This is a genomic window from Pseudomonas sp. CC6-YY-74 (assembly GCF_002025205.1).
Taxonomy (GTDB): domain Bacteria; phylum Pseudomonadota; class Gammaproteobacteria; order Pseudomonadales; family Pseudomonadaceae; genus Aquipseudomonas; species Aquipseudomonas paeninsulae.
In genome coordinates, this window is sequence record NZ_CP019947.1 from 1209130 (window position 1) to 1226422 (window position 17293).

At 61.1% G+C, this 17293-nt stretch carries 16 protein-coding genes and 1 pseudogene; 4 read left to right on the forward strand and 13 right to left on the reverse strand.

Features of this window, described 5'->3' with window-relative positions; all coding sequences use genetic code 11:
• Positions 1–145: 145 nt before the first annotated feature.
• Entirely contained in the window at positions 146–700 is a 555-nt protein-coding gene (locus tag B2D37_RS05650) for a magnesium transporter (RefSeq protein ID WP_079201802.1), read from the forward strand.
• A gap of 29 nt (positions 701–729) precedes the next feature.
• Here the strand turns inward: B2D37_RS05650 and B2D37_RS05655 are convergent, their stop codons facing one another.
• The 5 genes from B2D37_RS05655 to B2D37_RS05675 all read right to left on the reverse strand — a co-directional run bounded on the left by B2D37_RS05655 (position 730) and on the right by B2D37_RS05675 (position 5805).
• Positions 730–1065, reverse strand: coding sequence for a cytochrome C oxidase subunit IV family protein (locus tag B2D37_RS05655; protein WP_079201803.1), 336 nt, complete (start codon positions 1063–1065; stop codon positions 730–732).
• Between the two features lie 21 nt (positions 1066–1086).
• Complete coding sequence (locus B2D37_RS05660) at positions 1087–1794, reverse strand: heme-copper oxidase subunit III family protein (protein WP_079201804.1); 708 nt, start codon at positions 1792–1794, stop codon at positions 1087–1089.
• A gap of 4 nt (positions 1795–1798) precedes the next feature.
• Positions 1799–2488: a cytochrome c oxidase subunit 3 gene (locus tag B2D37_RS05665; RefSeq protein WP_079201805.1), complete on the reverse strand. Its 690-nt coding sequence runs from the start codon at positions 2486–2488 to the stop codon at positions 1799–1801.
• Positions 2485–4260, reverse strand: a complete 1776-nt coding sequence (gene ctaD / locus B2D37_RS05670) for a cytochrome c oxidase subunit I (RefSeq protein ID WP_079201806.1) — start codon at positions 4258–4260, stop codon at positions 2485–2487. Before ctaD ends, B2D37_RS05665 begins: the two co-directional genes overlap by 4 nt.
• A 96-nt stretch (positions 4261–4356) precedes the next feature.
• Positions 4357–5805 (reverse strand): c-type cytochrome, encoded by a 1449-nt coding sequence (locus tag B2D37_RS05675; protein WP_079201807.1) that lies wholly within the window; start codon positions 5803–5805, stop codon positions 4357–4359.
• A gap of 329 nt (positions 5806–6134) precedes the next feature.
• Here B2D37_RS05675 and B2D37_RS05680 point away from each other — a divergent pair, with 329 nt between their 5' ends.
• Both B2D37_RS05680 and B2D37_RS05685 read left to right on the forward strand, forming a co-directional pair.
• On the forward strand, positions 6135–7499 hold the full coding sequence (locus tag B2D37_RS05680) for a cystathionine beta-synthase (protein ID WP_079201808.1): 1365 nt from the start codon (positions 6135–6137) through the stop codon (positions 7497–7499).
• A gap of 254 nt (positions 7500–7753) precedes the next feature.
• Positions 7754–8911 (forward strand): PLP-dependent aspartate aminotransferase family protein, encoded by a 1158-nt coding sequence (locus B2D37_RS05685; RefSeq protein ID WP_079201809.1) that lies wholly within the window; start codon positions 7754–7756, stop codon positions 8909–8911.
• A gap of 48 nt (positions 8912–8959) precedes the next feature.
• Here the strand turns inward: B2D37_RS05685 and B2D37_RS05690 are convergent, their stop codons facing one another.
• The 8 genes and pseudogenes from B2D37_RS05690 to B2D37_RS05720 all read right to left on the reverse strand — a co-directional run bounded on the left by B2D37_RS05690 (position 8960) and on the right by B2D37_RS05720 (position 16287).
• Positions 8960–9403: a thioesterase family protein gene (locus B2D37_RS05690; protein WP_079201810.1), complete on the reverse strand. Its 444-nt coding sequence runs from the start codon at positions 9401–9403 to the stop codon at positions 8960–8962.
• A 139-nt stretch (positions 9404–9542) separates the two neighbouring features.
• Positions 9543–10232 (reverse strand): polysaccharide lyase family 7 protein, encoded by a 690-nt coding sequence (locus B2D37_RS05695; protein WP_079201811.1) that lies wholly within the window; start codon positions 10230–10232, stop codon positions 9543–9545.
• A gap of 242 nt (positions 10233–10474) precedes the next feature.
• Positions 10475–11269, reverse strand: coding sequence for an ABC transporter ATP-binding protein (locus B2D37_RS05700; RefSeq protein ID WP_079201812.1), 795 nt, complete (start codon positions 11267–11269; stop codon positions 10475–10477).
• A 22-nt stretch (positions 11270–11291) separates the two neighbouring features.
• Entirely contained in the window at positions 11292–12281 is a 990-nt protein-coding gene (locus B2D37_RS05705; protein WP_079201813.1) for an ABC transporter permease, read from the reverse strand.
• A 58-nt stretch (positions 12282–12339) separates the two neighbouring features.
• Positions 12340–12612, reverse strand: coding sequence for a hypothetical protein (locus B2D37_RS24075; protein ID WP_371915427.1), 273 nt, complete (start codon positions 12610–12612; stop codon positions 12340–12342).
• A 5-nt stretch (positions 12613–12617) separates the two neighbouring features.
• A pseudogene (locus B2D37_RS05710) lies at positions 12618–13726 on the reverse strand (CmpA/NrtA family ABC transporter substrate-binding protein).
• A gap of 486 nt (positions 13727–14212) precedes the next feature.
• Positions 14213–15607, reverse strand: coding sequence for a heavy metal sensor histidine kinase (locus B2D37_RS05715; RefSeq protein WP_079201814.1), 1395 nt, complete (start codon positions 15605–15607; stop codon positions 14213–14215).
• Positions 15604–16287, reverse strand: a complete 684-nt coding sequence (locus B2D37_RS05720; RefSeq protein WP_079201815.1) for a heavy metal response regulator transcription factor — start codon at positions 16285–16287, stop codon at positions 15604–15606. Before B2D37_RS05720 ends, B2D37_RS05715 begins: the two co-directional genes overlap by 4 nt.
• 742 nt (positions 16288–17029) lie before the next feature.
• Here B2D37_RS05720 and B2D37_RS05725 point away from each other — a divergent pair.
• A complete protein-coding gene (locus tag B2D37_RS05725; RefSeq protein WP_079201816.1) occupies positions 17030–17290 on the forward strand; it encodes a DUF2933 domain-containing protein in 261 nt (86 codons plus the stop codon).
• The last annotated feature ends 3 nt before the right edge of the window (positions 17291–17293 follow it).

Below are 17293 nucleotides of genomic sequence, written 5' to 3' on the forward strand. Positions count from 1 at the left end.
TTTGTGTCGCGGCGCCTATACTTGAAGTTGATCGAACAAGACAAGTAGGGCCATGTCGTTTACCTCTGCAGGGCTCAGTCTGTGATTGTCGGGTGATCGCGATTTTGCAGTGGCGGCGGCCGTTACGCTAGATGGGAGGTGCGTCATGAATCGGCACTATTACACCAGTGACAATCTCGACGATCTTGAAGCCGTCGAGCAGGAGTTGGAGGCCAAGGGCATCAGCACCGAGCAGATTCATGTGCTCAGCGAAAAGGATGCCGATGTTGAGCAACATCACCTGCACGATGTGCCCTCCTTTATGAAGCAGGATGTCGTTCACTCCGGGGAGATTGGTGCAGCCGTCGGTGTGGTCCTTGCCATACTGGTGCTCGGTGGCGCCTATCTACTGGGGTGGACCGCAACCGCTGCGGGCTGGGTGCCCTTTATCTTCCTGGCGATCGTGCTGCTGGGTTTCTGTACCTGGGAAGGTGGCTTTTTCGGTATCCAGGTGCCCAATACCCAATTCCGTCGCTTCAAGGAAAATCTACAAGAAGGCAAACACGTCTTTTTCGTCGATGTCGAGCCGGAGCAGGAAGCCGTGCTGGAGCAGGTGGTCAACCATCATCCTGCGCTGCAGGTCGCCGGCATAGGTTCGGCAGCCCCGCACTGGATCGTGGTCTGGCAGCACAGATGGCATCAGTTCAAACGAACGATCTAGCTAGCCGTGATTACAGCAACCGCGGGTCATCAAGGTGACTGCGCGGTTATGCCTTGGCCAAAGAAAAGCACTCGACTGAGAAAGATATAGTCCGCCTCGCTGGCCATGAGCCCCACCAGCACCAGCAGGCACAGGGGCGGCACGAGAATGGCGTAGACCATGGCCAGGCGCTCCCAGGCCATGTGCATGAAGATGGCGAGGATCAAGCCGGCCTTCAGCAGCATGAAGGTGATGATCAGCGCCCACCTGAGATACCCGCTGAAGTGGAAGTAATCGACCAAGTAGGAGAAGGTGCTGAGGACGAATAGCAGCCCCCAGATCTTCAGGTACAGGCTGATCGGATGCTGTTGTCCGGTGTGCGTCATGACCAGTGCTCCTCTGCAGTGCTACCACAAATAGAAGAAAGCGAAGATAAACACCCACACCAGATCGACGAAGTGCCAGTACAGCCCGGCTATCTCGACGTTCTGATAGTTGCCGGAGCGCTCGTAGTCCCCGCGTAACACCTTCCACGCGATGATGCACAGGTAGAGCACGCCGATCGATACGTGCAGGCCGTGGAACCCGGTGATCATGAAAAAGCTCGCGCCAAATTGCGCCGCGCCCATGGGGTTGCCCCAGGGGCGTACGCCTTCGGCTATCAGCTTGCTCCATTCGAACGCCTGCATGCTGACGAAGGCCGCGCCGCAGAAGGCGGTGGCGAGCATCAGGGCGGCGGTCTTGCCGCGGTTGCGGCGGTAGGCGTAGTTGACTGCCATGGCCATGGTGCCGCTGCTGCTGATCAGCACGAAGGTCATGATGGCGATCAGGATCAGCGGAATGTGGTTGCCGGCGATGGTCAGGGCGAAGACTTCGCTGGTGTTCGGCCAGGGCTCGGTGGTGGTCATGCGCACCGCCATATAGCCGGTCAGGAAGCAGGTGAAGATAAAGGTGTCGCTGAGCAGGAAGATCCACATCATCGCCTTGCCCCAAGGCACCTGCTTGAACGCATCCTTATCCGACGACCAGTCGCCGGCGATGCCCTGCCAGCCCGCGGCAGATGCATCGGGTGCAAGCGCTGGGCGATCTTCGGGTGTTGCTGAGTGCGCTGCCATGGCTTCACCTCAGGCCGCAGAATGCGGCAATGGCCTCATAGGTTTGCGGTGTGCTGGTCAGCAGGGCGAAGAGCAGCAGCCACAGCCCCAGCAGGTAATGCCAGTAGATGGCGCAGAGCTCGACGCTGCTGGCGAGCCGCGCCAGGGGCACGTGCCGCAGGCATTTACCCAGGGTTCTGCCCCAGGCCACCAGGCCGCCCAGCAGGTGCAGGCCGTGCAGGCCAGTGAGCAGGTAGAAGAAGCTGTTGGCCGGGTTGCTGGCGACGAAATAGCCCCAGGCGGCGAACCGCTGCCAGACCCAGAGTTGCCCGAGCAGAAAGGCGATCGCCAGCACGCCGGCCAAGGCGAAGCCGACCAGCGTCGCCTGCGCATTACCTCGGCGGGCGGCCACGCGGGCCCATTGCAGGGCGATGCTGGCGCCTGCCAGCGCGGCGGTATTCAGCCAGAGCGCGCGGGTGTCGGCCAGCGGCGCCAGCGGTTCGGTCAGTGGCTGCCAGTCAGGTACTTGCGCGCGGATGATGAAGGCGATCAGGAACAGCAGGAATAACGAACTGACCACCGCGAGCAACAGGCGCAGGCCGACTCTTGCGGTGCGTGCACTATCCATCGCGGCAGGACTGGGCATCCCTGCGTCGGGATTCCAGCCGCCACTGGGCTCGATGCTGTCGGTGTTCCTCAACAGTAGCCGGTTCATGGTCGTTCATCCGCTGGGGTGGTCTCGGCGCCGCGCTGGCGCATCCGTTGCAGTTCCTCGGCGGACACCGTCTGCGGGACAAAGTCCTGCTCGATCCCGGGCACGCTGTAGTCATAGGCCCAGCGGTGCACGACCGGCAGCTTGGCGCCCCAGTTGCCGTGTACTGGCGGGGTTTGCGGGGTTTGCCATTCCAGGCTGGTGGCCTGCCAGGGATTGCCGCCAGCGGGTTTGCCGTTGAACAGGCTCCAGAACAGGTTGAACAGCAACAGCAGTTGGGCAACGCCGACGATCAGGGCGGCCACGGTGATGAAGGCATTCAGGTCCTGCGCCGACTGCGGAATGAACGCGTAGTCCTCATAGGCGTAGTAGCGCCGTGGCATGCCGAGGAAACCCAGGTAGTGCATGGGGAAGTAGATGGCATAGGTGCCGAGGAAGGTGATCCAGAAGTGCAGCTTGCCCAGGCGCTCATTCATCATCCGCCCGGTTACTTTCGGGTACCAATGGTAGATGGCGCCGAACACCACCAGGATCGGCGCAACGCCCATGACCATGTGGAAGTGGGCGACGACGAAATAGGTGTCCGACAGCGGGATGTCGACGATCACGTTGCCGAGGAACAACCCGGTCAGGCCACCGACCAGAAAGGTCACGATAAAGGCCAGGGCGAACAGCATGGGCACGGTCAGGTGGATGTCGCCCTGCCACAGGGTCAGCACCCAGTTGTAGACCTTCAGCGCGGTCGGCACCGCGATGATCAGGGTGGTGGTGGCGAAGAAAAAGCCGAAGTAGGGGTTCATGCCGCTGACATACATGTGGTGTGCCCAGACCACGAAGCTGAGCACGCCAATCGCGACTATGGCCCAGACCATCATGCGGTAGCCGAAGATATTCTTGCGCGCATGGGTGCTGATCAGGTCGGAGACCAGGCCGAAGGCGGGCAGGGCGACGATATAGACCTCCGGATGGCCGAAAAACCAGAACAGGTGCTGGAACAGAATCGGACTGCCGCCCTGGTGCTCCAGCGTCTGACCCAGCGAGATGATCGCCGGCATGAAGAAACTGGTGCCCAGCAGTTTGTCGAACAGCATCATCACCGCGCTGACTAGCAACGCCGGGAAGGCCAGCAAGGCCAGGATCGAGGCCATGAAGATGCCCCAGACCGTAAGCGGCATGCGCATCAGGGTCATGCCATGGGTGCGCGCCTGCAGCACCGTGGTCACGTAGTTCAAACCGCCCATGGTGGCGGCAACGATGAAAATCGCCAGGGACACCAGCATCAATACGATGCCCCATTCGGTGCCCGGGGTGCCCTGGGTGATTGACTGCGGTGGGTAGAGCGTCCAGCCCGCGCCGGTGGGGCCGCCGGGGGCGAAGAAACTGGCGAGCAAGACCACTACCGAGAGCAGGTAGAACCAGTAGCTGAGCATGTTGACGTAGGGGAAGACCATGTCCCGGGCCCCGACCATCAGCGGGATCAGGTAGTTGCCGAAGCCGCCGAGGAACAGGGCGGTGAGCAGGTAGATGACCATGATCATGCCGTGCATGGTCATCGCCTGATAATAGGCGCTGGCGTCCATGAATTCGATGCTGCCGGGGAAGCCCAGCTGCATGCGCATCAGGCCGGACAACACCAGGGCGATCAGGCCGACGAAGATAGCCGTCAAGGAATATTGAATGGCTATGACCTTGTGGTCCTGACTCCAGATATAACGGGTCAGAAAGCTCTTGGGCTCATGTAACTCTTCTGTTTCCACCTGTTCCGCATAGGCCATCACGTCATCCTCCGGGTGAGGGTTGAGTGGATGTTGGCGGTTGGCCGGCTGTCGGACTTGACCATCCACCGTCGCGAGGGGAAGTCCGACAGCCGGCTAGGGCACTGCTTCCGCTGTGTCGTCAGTTTTTCCGGCGATGGACTTGATGAACGCGATCAAGGCGTCCAGCTCGTCATCCGTCAGGTCGATAGTCGGCATGACCGGGGCAAAGCCCTTGGCGATCACCGCAGCGGGATCGCGAATGGATGCCTGCAGATAGGCCTCGTCGACCATCACCGACGTGCCGTCGGCCAGGCTCTGCGTCTTGCCGTACAGGCCCTGCCAGGTCGGCCCGACGCCCAGCTTGCCATCGACGCTGTGGCAGACCAGGCAACCGTGGGTCTCTGCCAGGCGTTGGCCCTGCAGCGCCAGATCGACGTCGGCCGCAGGGGGTTCATCTGGCGGCGCGCCACTCAATGATTTGATCAGGGCGAGCAGCGCATCCAATTCATCCTGGTTGAAAGTGTAGGCCACCATGACCGGCGGGTAGCCCTGGACCAGTTTGGCTTTGGGGGCGGAGATCGACTCGATCAGGTAAGCCTCATCGACTTTCACGCTGCTGCCGTCGGCCAGCAACTCGGTGCGCCCGTACAGACCCTTCCAGCCGGGACCGAGACTGGCGCTGCCATCCAGGCTATGGCAGGCCAGGCAGCCATGGTTTTGCACCAGCTGGCGGCCTGTCTCCAGCAGCGTTTCCCGGCTGGGTTTGGCGGCGGTACGCAGGGTCTGGGCAAAGGTCGGCTGGCTGCTCAGCCACTGGTCGAAGGCCGCGGGCTCCTCGATGATCATGTGGCCGCGCATATTGTAATGGGCCAGGCCGCAGTACTCGGCGCACAACACTTCATAGGTGCCGAGTTTGGTCGGGGTGAACCAGAAGTGGGAAACCATGCCGGGGACCATGTCCATCTTGCTGCGGATCTGTGGAACATAGAAATTGTGCAACACGTCCTTGGAGCGCAGCAGTACTTTCACCGGTTGATCGAGCGGCAGGCGCACTTCATTGTTGCGGATCAGCACATCGTCCTGGCCGAGAGGATCATTGGGGTCGAGGCCGAAGGGGTTGGCGCTGTTGATCCATTTGATCCCCGACTTGCCCAGCTTGCCGTCCTGGCCCGGGAAGCGATAAGACCACTGCCACTGCTGGGCGACCACTTCCAGTTCGTGAGCGTCTTGCGGAACCCGGACGAAGTCGTGGTAAACCACCAGGCCTGGCGCCAGCAGGCCGATGATACCGACGCTGGTGACGCCGATTAACCACCATTCCAGCTTCTTGTTTTCGGGCTGATAGGCCGCTCTGCGCCCTTCTTTATGGCGGTAGCGAACGATCGCAAGCGCCATAAACAGGGTGACGGCGATGAAGAATATGCCGGTGATGAGCAGGGTGATAAACAGTGCGGCGTCTATCGAACCCCAGTTGGAGGCTGCCGCTGTTGCCTGCCAAGGGCTCAGTACATGGAACAGTACCGATGCCACAACGATTAGCACCAAGACAATTGCAAATACCATGTGTTTTGCATCCTGTTCCTGTCGCGCACTGGCTACACAAACATCCTGCCGAACAGCAAGGTCGAATAAATTCGGCCAGCAATTCTTCCCGCGTCGCGCCTGGTCCTGTTAGCAGGCCGGCGAGCAACTAGCAGGCCAGCGAGCAACGCTGGGGGAAGCGCTGGGGGAAGTATAGGGGAGGAAAAGTCGCGCTGCCCAAGTCGACAGTAGGTGTGCCTGGCGAGGGTCGTCGGTCGGGTGGATTGGCCCTCTGCCGGTGCAGCACCTATAAGTTAAGGCGTAATTCCGACTCGGCAGTGCGATCGACTGTGTCGCGGAGGGCCAAGACGATGTCCGCCAATCCCTTGCTCGAGATGATCGGCAACACCCCGATTTTGCCGCTCACCCACCTCGACACCGGCCCGTGCCAGCTGTTCGTCAAGCTGGAAAACCAGAATCCCGGCGGCTCGATCAAGGACCGCATCGCCCTGAGCATGATCGAGGCCGCGGAGCTCAGCGGCCAGTTGCAGCCGGGCGGCACCATTATCGAAGCCACCGCCGGCAACACCGGCCTGGGTCTGGCCTTGGTTGCCGCGCAGAAGGGCTACCACATGCTCCTGGTGGTGCCGGATAAGATGAGTCGCGAGAAGATCTTCCACCTCAAGGCGCTCGGCGCGGAGGTGCGCCTGACCCGCTCCGATGTCGCCAAGGGCCATCCCGAGTACTACCAGGATCTGGCGCGCAGCATCGCCGCGCAAATGCCGGGTGCCTTCTACATCGACCAGTTCAACAACCCGGCCAACGCCTGGGCGCATGAGAGCGGCACCGGCCCGGAAATCTGGCGGCAGATGGAACAGCGTGTCGATACGGTGGTGGTCGGCGTGGGTTCGGGCGGTACCTTGGGCGGCTTGACCCATTTCTTTCAAAAGGTGGCGCCGCAGATCGAGATGGTCCTGGCCGATCCCGAGGGCTCGGTGCTGGCCGACTTCGTCGAGTCCGGCCACTTCGGCGAGGCCGGTAGCTGGCTGGTGGAGGGCATCGGCGAGGACTTTATCCCGGCCATCGCCGACTTCGCCCTGGTCAAGCGCGCCTACCGCATCAGCGACGCCGAGAGCCTGCACACCGCGCGGCTACTGCTGCAGCAGGAGGGCGTGCTGGCCGGTTCCTCCTCTGGCACCCTGCTTGCCGCGGCCTTGCGCTACTGCCGCGAGCAGACCACGCCCAAGCGGGTGCTGACATTCGTCTGCGACAGCGGCAACAAGTACCTGTCGAAGATGTTCAACGACTACTGGATGCTCGACCAGGGCCTGATCGAGCGGCCCAAACAGGGCAACTTGCGCGACCTGATCGTCCGCCGTTACGAGGAAGGCAGCACCGTCACCTGCAAGCCCGACGAAACCCTGGCGGCGGTCTACGCGCGCATGCGCTTCCACGACATCGACCAGGTACCGGTGATGGACGGCGACCGCGTGGTCGGCCTGATTGACGAGTGGGACCTGCTGCGCGCGGTGAAGGACGCGCCGACGCATTTCCAGCTGCCGGTGCGCGATGCGATGGTCAGCAAGCTGCAGACCCTCGACCCTGACGTGTCGCTGGAGCGCCTGCTGCAGACCTTCGACGAGGGCCATGTGGCGTTGATCGTCGAGCAGGGCCGCTTTCTCGGCCTGATCACCAAGAGCGATGTGCTCAACCTCTGGCGCCGCACCCTGCGTTAGGTACGGTTAGTCGGTTGACTCAGAGTCGCAGGCTTGAGCCTTATCTGTAGGAGCCCCGCGCCGGGGCGATGTTCTTGCGACCGCCGGGCAGTGCGTAGGATGGGCCGGGCCGCGTAGGTTGAGCGCAGCGATATCTATGCTGTTGCAGGCCTGCGAGGGCTGGCGGAACGATGGGTTACGCCGCTGCGCGGCTAACCCATCTTACGGGTCGAAGCGCCGGCAGTGGGCAGGCATAACCTATACGGGAGTCCAGCATGAGCGAATTCGAAACCCTTAGCGTGCACGCCGGTTACGAGCCGGACTGGACCGGCGCGGTGATGCCGCCGATCTACGCCACCTCGACCTTCCGCCAGCAGTCGCCGGGGGTGCACGCCGGCTACGAATACGGGCGCAGCCAGAACCCCACGCGCCAGGCGTTGGAACGGGCGATTGCCGAGCTGGAGGGAGGCGCCCACGGCTATGCCTTTGCATCCGGACTGGCGGCCTGCGCCACGGTGCTGGAACTGCTCCCGGTGAATAGTCACATAGTCGCGGTGGACGACCTTTACGGCGGCAGCTATCGCCTGTTCGAGCGGGTGCGCAAGCCCAGCGCCGGCCTGCAGGTCAGCTACGTGCCGGCGGACGCCGACGCCGCCACCCTGGCCGCCGCGCTCAGGCCCGAAACGCAGATGATCTGGGTCGAGACGCCGACCAACCCGACGCTGAAACTCTGCGACCTGGCCCAGGTCGGCAAGTTGGGTCGCGCCCGCGGCATCCTCACGGTGGCCGACAACACCTTCGCCTCGCCCTACCTGCAGCGGCCGCTCGAATACGGTTTCGACATCGTCGTGCACTCGGCGACCAAGTACCTCAACGGCCATTCCGACGTAATCGCCGGGTTGGTGGCTATCGCCGATCGCGCGGAACTGGCCGAGCAACTGGCCTTCCTGCAGAACTCGGTGGGTAGCATCCTCGATCCGTTTTCCAGCTTCCTCTGCCTGCGCGGCATGCGCACCCTGGCGCTGCGCCTGCAACGCCACGTCGCCAACGCCACTGAGCTGGCCGTCTGGCTGGAGCAGCAGCCACAGGTGACGTCGGTGCTCTACCCTGGCCTGAGCAGCCATCCCCAGCACGAACTGGCGGTGCGGCAGATGCGCGGCAGCGGCGGCCTGATCAGCCTGTACCTGGCCGGCGATGGTGCAGGCACCCGGCGTTTTCTCGAAGCCACCCGGCTGTTCACCCTGGCCGAAAGCCTGGGCGGGGTGGAAAGCCTGATCAGCCAACCGGCGAAAATGACCCACGCCTCGATTCCCGCCGAGCGCCGCGCGCAGCTTGGCATCAGCGATAACCTGGTGCGCCTGTCGGTGGGTATTGAACATGTCGAGGACCTGCGCCGCGATCTGCAACAGGCCTTGAGCGCGATCGCGGGTTAAGCAAAGCCGGTTAGCCCGTATCACCGCATCAAGCGTGCCGCCCGGCGGTTACTCGAGCCAATTGACGGCGGGAAACAGCACGCTGAACGACTCGGGCATCGCCACCACCTTGCCTGCTTTGTAGTTGAAGAACACAAAGCCTGACTTGGCCATCGCCACCTGGCTGCCGTCTGCCGGGCGAGTAATCCGGAAGGTGATATCGCCGCCGTATTTGTTGAAATCCATCACGCCGACCTCGAACAGCAATTGATCGCGCGCGTGAGCTTCCGTGCGGTAGGTGGTGGCGAGGTCGGTGACGATTATGCCGGTGCCATCTGCGTGGGTTTCGTGAATGCCGAATTCGAACAAGAAACGCGCCCGTGCCTCTGAAATCATCGAGATCATCGAGTCGTTGCCCAGGTGGTTGGCCGCATTGATGTCGGTCACGCGGACGGTCAGGTGGGTGCTGTAGCAGAATTGGTTTTCCGGGAACTCGAGTTGAAGGCGGGCCATGAGCAGGTCTCGTGCAGGCGGGATAGGCGGGATAGGCGGCGCGATTGTACGTGGGCTTGTGCCGATTTTGCATGATTTGCCCGGTGAATGACGCGCCGCCGACTAGCAGGCTGCCCGTGCCCGTGCCCGTGGCCGCGGATCAGCGATGCAGGCTATTCAAGTGGTAGAAGGTTACCCGGCCGCCCTCATTGGCCGGACCGTAGTTGTCCTGAATGTAGGCGCCAGCCTTGAAGTACAACTGTTGCACGCTCCAGTAGCCGCTCAGTTGCTGATACAGCGAGCCATGGTCACCATCGCTGCTCTGGACGCTGACGCCGAGCTTGCCGCTCGGCGTGATGCGCAGATCGTAGCTGAAACGCTCGTTGAGCTGGATGTTCTCGGCCAGCAGGATGTTCTGTACCTCGGAATCACCGGGGCGGTTGCGTAGCAACAACTCGAGACGGCCAACGCCGCGCAGGTAGTGGTATTGCAGCTTGAGTAGTGGGTCATTGTCGCTGCCGGGTTCGTCCGTGCTGTGGATCTGGCCGATGACGACCTTGTTCTTACTCGGCACCTGATTGACCGACACAACTGCACTGAGGTAGCTGTCGGAACTGGCGTGGTACCAGTTGCTCAGGATGCCGTCGGCCTGGGTTTCACGCAGCTCGCTGCGCGGGTAGCGGGCGTCAGCGGTATGCGAGCCATCAACCGGTACCCAGAACGTGACGCTGCCGTCGTCGTTGTGGCGAAAATATTGGCTGTCATAACCGTTGTTCAAGCGCCCGGTTTCGATGGTTGTGGGGGATGGGTCGGTGGGAATCGAGAGATTCCAGGTGGTGAGATCAAGCACGACTGATCCTTAATGGCCTTGAAAAAATACGAATGGTCTCGGTTCGGTAGCCTCAAGCGCAGTAAGTTCAATTGGATCGGGAATTGCTCAACCAGACTGCCGGGGGATTGATCGGGCCTGTGCGGCTGGCTTAGCAGGATTTATCGACGGCTAGTGGCGGCGTCGTTTGGCCTGGATACAGGCAAGAACGCTGCAACCCGCGCCCTGGTGCGTGGGTTGCAGCGGGTTCACAGGGGCACCGCTCAAGCAGCCGGGCGCTGTTGCTTCTGGTAGAGGAATTCCAGCACCGCGGCGCGGTATTGGTGATAGCGCGGGTCATGTGCCAAAGCGATACGCTCGCGCGGACGCGGCAGTTCTACGCGGAGGATCTCGCCGACACTGGCCGCCGGGCCGTTGCTCATCATGACGATACGGTCGGACAGCAGCACGGCCTCGTCGACGTCGTGGGTGATCATGATCACCGTATTGCCGAGGTCCGCGTGGATCTCCATCAGCGAGTCCTGCAGATGGGCGCGGGTCAGGGCATCCAGGGCGCCGAAGGGTTCATCCATCAACAGCACCTTGGGCTGCATGGCCAGTGCGCGGGCGATGCCGATGCGCTGCTTCATGCCGCCGGAAATCTCACTGGGGCGTTTGTCGCGCGCGTGGTTCATGTGCACCAGTTCCAGGTTGTGCTCAATCCATTCGCGCATTTCACTGCGCGACTTCTTGCCCTGGAACACCTGGCGCACGGCCAGTTCGATGTTCTGGTAGCAGCTCAGCCAGGGCAGCAGGCTGTGGTTCTGGAACACCACCGCGCGCTCCGGGCCTGGCGAGTTGACCTCGCGGCTGTCGAGGATTACCCCGCCGGTGCTGGCCTGGTAGAGGCCGGCGACGATGTTCAGCACGGTCGATTTTCCGCAGCCGGAATGGCCGATCAAGGACACGAACTCGCCCTTGTTGATTTTCAGATTGACGTTCTGCAGGGCGCAGTACAGGCCCTTGTCGGTGGGAAAGCTGATGCCGACGCCGGTCAGTTCAAGGTGTGGATGGTTCATGGAGAGCTCCTGGAAGTGGCGATTAGCGCAGGTCGGCGTGCTTGTCCCAGCTCACATAGCGCTGGAGCATGAGCATGAGACGGTCGAGGGCGAAGCCGAGCAGGCCGATGACCACCACCGCGACCATGATCCGCCCCAGCGAGTTGGAGCTGCCGTTCTGGAACTCGTCCCAGATGAATTTGCCCAGGCCTGGGTTCTGCGCCAGCATTTCAGCGGCGATCAGCACCATCCAGCCGGTGGCCAGGGACAAGCGCAGGCCGGTGAAGATCATCGGGATCGCGGCCGGCAGGACGATGCGGCGGACATGGCTGAGAGGCGACAGACTGAGCACACGGCTGACGTTTTGCAGATCCTTGTCCAGATTGGCCACCCCGACGGTGGTGTTGATCACGGTCGGCCACAGGCAGCACAGCGCCACGGTCACCGCCGAAGTGACGAAGGATTTAGCAAACAGTGGGTCGCTGCTGGTGTAGACGGCGCTGACCACCATGGTCACCAGCGGTAGCCAGGCCAGCGGTGACACCGGTTTGAAGATCTGGATCAGCGGGTTGACGGCGTTGTAGATCGGCTTGCTCAGGCCGCAGACAATCCCCAGCGGGATGGCGATCAGCGAGGCGATGAAGAAACCGGTCATCACCGTGTACAGGCTGGTGAAGATCTGTTTGAAGAACGTCGGCTTGCCGGTGTAAGGGCGAATGCTGACATTCGCTTCAGGGTCCTTGGCCAGCTTCTCGGCGTTGCGTACGTCCTGACGCTCGAAGAAGGCATCGGCGCGCCTCTGTTCGCGCAGGTGTTCATCGATCAGCGTGCCGAACTGGCTGGCCACCTGGGTTGGCCCAGGGAATTTACCCAGGCTGGTATCAATGCTGCTGGCAACCATCTGCCAGAACAGCAGAAAGGCGAGGATGCCAAACATGGGCATCAGTACGCTAGGTAACCAGCGTTTGATCGCCAGTCTGCGCGCGGATTTCAGGGTGTCTTGAATGGGCTGGGCGACGGCGGGGTTGCTCATCGTCTTGTCCTCGGAGCAGAGGGGGCCGGCGTGTCCGGCCCCCAGGGCATTGGCTGCGTTACAGAACTGAGTCGGCTTTCAGACCAATCTTGAACTGGTTGATGTACTCGTTCGGTTTGCGCCCGTCGTAGCTCAGGCCATCGATGAACTCGTTGGTGGGGGCACGGAAACCTTCTTCGCCAACCGCGGGGAAGTCTGCGGCCTTGGCTTTGCCTTCGGCGATCAGCTCATTGGCGGCACTGCGGTACACCGCCGGCAGGTAGACCTGTTTGGCGATATCGAAGTACCAGCTATCCGGTTTGGCTTCGCCAACCTGGCCCCAGCGACGCATCTGAGTCAGGTACCAGATGGCGTCGGAGTAGTAGGGTAGGTCGCGTTATAGCGAAAGAACACGTTGAAGTCCGGGACCTCGCGCTTGTCACCCTGCTCGTACTCGAAGGTGCCGGTCATCGAGTTGGCGATCACCTCGGCATCGGCGCCGACGTACTCAGGACGCGAGAGGATCTCCACGGCTTCCTGACGGTTGGCGTTGTTGTTTTCATCCAGCCACATGCCGGCGCGGATCAGCGCCTTGACCAGCCGCTTGTGGGTTTCCGGGTTGGCATCGGCCCAGGCTTTTGACACGCCGAGCACTTTTTCCGGGTTGTTTTTCCAGATTTCGTAGTCGGTGATCACCGGCACGCCGATGCCCTTGAATACGGCCGCCTGGTTCCAGGGTTCGCCCACGCTGTAGCCGTCGATGGTGCCGGCTTCGAGGGTGGCCGGCATTTGCGGCGGCGGGGTCACCGAGAGCAGGGCGTCGGCGTTGAGCGTGCCAGTGATATCGCCCTTGGCCGGTGCGTAATAGCCTGGGTTGATACCGCCGGCGGCCAGCCAGTAGCGCAACTCATAGTTGTGGGTGGACACCGGGAACACCATGCCCAGGTTGAAGGGCTTGCCCTTGGCCTTGTACTGCTCGATCACCGGCAGCAGCGCGTCGGCCTTGATCGGATGCACCGGCTTGCCGTCTGCCATCGGCACATGCTTCTTCATTTCCTCCCAGACGGCGTTGGACATAGTGATGCCATTGCCATTGAGGTCCATGGAGAAGGCGGTGACGATGTCGGCCTTGGTGCCGAAGCCGATGGTGGCGCCCAGGGGTTGGCCGGCGAGCATGTGCGCGCCGTCCAGTTCGCCGGTGATCACCCGGTCCAGCAGGACTTTCCAGTTGGCCTGGGCTTCCAGAGTGACGTAGAGCCCTCGTCCTCGAAGAAGCCTTTTTCGTAAGCAATGGCCAGTGGTGCCATGTCAGTCAGCTTGATGAAACCAAGCTTGAGTTCGTCCTTCTCCGGATTGGCGGCGTGGGCGATCTGCATGCTCAGCGGCGTGAGCAGCATGACGGCGACGCAGCCCAGGCCAGTCAGGGTCTTTTTCATCAAGGAGCGGCGAGCGGTGGCCTTACGCATGGTGATTCCTCAGTTCTCGGAAACGAAAAAAGACGTCAACGGACAACTCGGCCAGCTAGGGCAGGGTGCCTTTGACGTCTTTGTCTATTCGTCTCGATCACCGCCGTTGGCGATCCGAAGACGGGTGTTAGGTCTTGGGGAGATATCTGCAAAGGGCTTGCCAGGTTTGCTGCGGCGATGGGCAGGGCGGCTTGTCTGGCGCGGTTGTGGCACCTCGACTGATTCTAGAATGGTTATATATAAACTATATATATCAGTTAGATAGGGTTGTTAGTTAATGCTGAATATATATAACGTTCCCAGCCTTCGCTGAAGCCGAAACGCTTAAGCGGTCGGCCTGTTGGCGAGGTTTTGAGCCAATGGCGGGCGCGCTGAAGGAGTAATGAGCGCTTTTGGTTCGTTTTTCACGCGCACAGGAAGCGCGTCAACGTTCAGCGGTGTCGTGCTCGATATGAGCTTGCCCCTGGTATTTGGGGGCATCTGTTGTCATTGCTTCGCTGTCGAGCCTGCTGACCGAGGAAATTCCATATGGAATGCGGTCTGGCCATTGGATGAGGTGCACCAGATTTTGCCCTGGTGCGCCTCGACGATGGAGCGCGTGATGGCCAGACCGAGGCCTGCATTGCTGGGGCTGCCTTCGCGGCGGGCAGGGTCCGCGCGGTAGAAGCGGTCGAACAACCATTCAAGGTGTTCGGGCGAGATGGCCTCGCCGGGGTTCTCCACGGTCAGCCGGGTGGATTGTCTGGTCTGGCTGATATTCACCGTGATGGCATGGCGCTCTGGCGTATAGCGAAGGGCATTGGACAGCAGGTTGGAGATGGCGCGGCGGAGCATCAGTACGTCACCCTGAATCTCGCCAGAGCCGATCAGCTTGAGCTCGATAGCATGTTCGTCTGCCAGCAGGCGGTAATACTCGTACAGTTTGTCGATGACCTGCTCAAGGGCAATCTTCTTATGTTCTGGAGTGATCAAGCCATTGTCCGCCTTGGCCAAAAAAAGCATGTCATCGATCATCCGTGACATGCGTTTCAAATCATCCAGATTCGAGTGCAGGTTGTCCTCGTAGTCCTCGATATTGCGCTTTCTCGACAGCACCACCTCGGTGTGGGTCATCAGGTTGCTGACGGGCGTGCGCAGCTCGTGCGCAATGTCGGCGGAGAAATTGGACAGCCGCACAAAGTCCTCGTCCAGGCGTGACAGCATGGCGTTGAAGGACGAGACCAGTTGCTGCAGTTCTAATGGCACCGGCGCCAGGGGAATACGTTCTTTGAGCGACTTGGCTGACATGGCGGTCGCCACCGCAGTGACCTGACGCAAAGGGCGTAACCCACTGCGGGCCATCACCCAGCCCAGCCCGGCGCTGACCAGCGCGCTGATGATCAGGCCAATTGCGAACCAGCGCTCCAGTGCGTCGAAGAAGTCCATGTGCGGGGTGACATCGAGCACCAGCATCAGGGTCAGGGGAGGCTCCTGAGCAGGGCCGGTTACCTGCTGGGTCAGGCCACGAAACACCTGTTGCTGATCCTGCCACTCCCAGATGACGTTGCTGGCGATGACGCTGAAGCGCTCCGGAAGATCGAGCGGCCCAGGGTCGGCGAACAGCACCCGTCCGGCGCTGTCCTTGATGATCGCTTTCAGGTCTCTGTGGGCACCGAGCAAGGCACCCAGCTGGGGTTTCAGTGCCGCAAAGTTATCGAGACTCTGCAGTTTTCCGAGAATGCTCTGGACCGCGTGGGCCTTTTCCAGCAGCTCTTGCCGATCAAGGGATTCGAAATGATGCTGGCTGAGACGATTAAAGCTGAGCCCAGCAACGATCAGTACGCCAGTCACTGCGAGCATGAACATCAGGCTCAGGCGTGTGGTCAGGGATAGGCGCCTCATTTGCTCTCCGGGGCGTCCAGCACGTAGCCCATGCCGCGAGCGGTGTGGATAAGCTTGGGCTCGAAGTCATCATCGATTTTCGCGCGCAAACGCCGGATGGCCACCTCGATGACGTTGGTGTCGCTATCGAAGTTCATGTCCCAGACTTGCGAGGCGATCAGCGACTTCGGCAGCACCTCGCCGCGCCGGCGCAGCAGCAATTCCAAGAGCGCGAACTCCTTGGCGGTCAGGTCAATGCGTGTGCCCGCCCGAATGACCCTGCGTTTGAGGAGGTCGACATCAAGATCCGCAATTTTCAGGTGGGTCTGGGTGGGCGTGTTGTTGCCGCGACGCAAGAGGGTTCTGACCCGTGCGAGCAGCTCGGAAAACGCGAAGGGTTTGATCAGGTAATCGTCCGCGCCCAGCTCGAGCCCTTTGACCCGGTCTTCCACCCGGTCGCGGGCGGTGAGAAATAGCACCGGAACATCCTTGCCCGCCGCGCGCACCCTGCGCAGCACTTCCCAGCCATCCAGACCCGGCATCATGACGTCGAGGATCAATAAGTCGTACGCCTCACTCAATGCATGCTGCAGCGCATCCGTGCCGGTGGTAACCCGGTCGACGTTGAACCCTGCCTCTCTGAGCCCCAGCTGTAAGTAGGTGCCGGTTTTCGGCTCATCCTCGGCGACCAAAAGTCTCATGGGTTTTTGCTCAAGCGAATGTCGGCCCGAGTGTGCAGTGAAAACCCCGAACCAACCAGCGGCTGACAGAAATGTAATCCGCGCTTCAGGTCGCTGTCAGGCAAAGGTGTTTAGGGTAAGACCCTGAGCACCAAGCACCAGCAGACCCGAATGGCGCCGCACGATCAGCTGCGATCCCTCTACTTAGCCCGTTGCCGCATGCACGCAGGTTAATGATGCTCGACCTTCACCAATAGACTTCTCCATTTTCGAGGCCTTCCCTGATTGCTCCTTTGGCCTGACGGCGCTTTAGGGCGCCGTATTTTTCGGTGCAGTGCCCAGTGCCCAGTGCGGCGAGTTCAATGCGTCAATTATGCTTTCTGAGCTTCTGATACCGAGTTGCCGCTCCTCGCCATAGCCCGCTATGACCCGTTGCAGTGCCTTGCCTCAGCGCCTCTGCCTTCCGCACGTGAGTTAAGCAACTAGCCGAACAGGCCACTCGCTCGGCGTTGCGTCAGCAGGCGCTGCGAACAAGGTTCTAGTCGAGATCGGCGCCACCGAAGCATGGGGCTGGGCGGTGGCCGGAGTGCCGTGGTGAATTCGCCTGCAACGATCCGCTCACTATTCAGTCTGAGAGGGATGGTCAGATTAAGGCCAAGTGACGTCAGCTTGATGAGTATCAATACATCGGGACGGGCGTTGTCTACCCTCACCTGTATAGAACTGAGCAGAGCCCGAGTGGATAAACCAAGGAGATACAGTCATGAGCCATTGGCATAACCCGACTGATCCCTCGCCATCCTTCTGGCGCAGCAAGGCCGCTGTCGCACTGATCATGTTGCTGGTTATCGGCGCGTTCTATCTGCTGCGCGAGCACTACTACCATGCCTCTCAGGCGTTGCCCTACCTGCCTTACCTGATTCTGCTGCTGTGCCCTTTGATGCACCTGTTTGGGCATAAGCACGGCGGCCATGCGGCGCACCGTGACGCCACAGATGACTCCATGGACGATACAAGGAAATAGCTT

Bases quoted from the DNA above. Each gene is read 5' to 3' on its own strand.
- B2D37_RS05720 (WP_079201815.1), bottom strand. From the start codon at position 16,287: ATGAGACTTTTGGTCGCCGAGGATGAGCCGAAAACCGGCACCTACTTA.
- B2D37_RS05690 (WP_079201810.1), bottom strand. From the start codon at position 9,403: ATGGCCCGCCTTCAACTCGAGTTCCCGGAAAACCAATTCTGCTACAGC.
- B2D37_RS05680 (WP_079201808.1), top strand. From the start codon at position 6,135: ATGTCCGCCAATCCCTTGCTCGAGATGATCGGCAACACCCCGATTTTG.
- B2D37_RS05715 (WP_079201814.1), bottom strand. From the start codon at position 15,607: ATGAGGCGCCTATCCCTGACCACACGCCTGAGCCTGATGTTCATGCTC.
- B2D37_RS05685 (WP_079201809.1), top strand. From the start codon at position 7,754: ATGAGCGAATTCGAAACCCTTAGCGTGCACGCCGGTTACGAGCCGGAC.
- B2D37_RS05655 (WP_079201803.1), bottom strand. From the start codon at position 1,065: ATGACGCACACCGGACAACAGCATCCGATCAGCCTGTACCTGAAGATC.
- B2D37_RS05725 (WP_079201816.1), top strand. From the start codon at position 17,030: ATGAGCCATTGGCATAACCCGACTGATCCCTCGCCATCCTTCTGGCGC.
- B2D37_RS05700 (WP_079201812.1), bottom strand. From the start codon at position 11,269: ATGAACCATCCACACCTTGAACTGACCGGCGTCGGCATCAGCTTTCCC.
- B2D37_RS05675 (WP_079201807.1), bottom strand. From the start codon at position 5,805: ATGGTATTTGCAATTGTCTTGGTGCTAATCGTTGTGGCATCGGTACTG.
- B2D37_RS24075 (WP_371915427.1), bottom strand. From the start codon at position 12,612: ATGCGTCGCTGGGGCCAGGTTGGCGAAGCCAAACCGGATAGCTGGTAC.
- B2D37_RS05660 (WP_079201804.1), bottom strand. From the start codon at position 1,794: ATGGCAGCGCACTCAGCAACACCCGAAGATCGCCCAGCGCTTGCACCC.
- B2D37_RS05705 (WP_079201813.1), bottom strand. From the start codon at position 12,281: ATGAGCAACCCCGCCGTCGCCCAGCCCATTCAAGACACCCTGAAATCC.
- ctaD (WP_079201806.1), bottom strand. From the start codon at position 4,260: ATGGCCTATGCGGAACAGGTGGAAACAGAAGAGTTACATGAGCCCAAG.
- B2D37_RS05650 (WP_079201802.1), top strand. From the start codon at position 146: ATGAATCGGCACTATTACACCAGTGACAATCTCGACGATCTTGAAGCC.
- B2D37_RS05665 (WP_079201805.1), bottom strand. From the start codon at position 2,488: ATGAACCGGCTACTGTTGAGGAACACCGACAGCATCGAGCCCAGTGGC.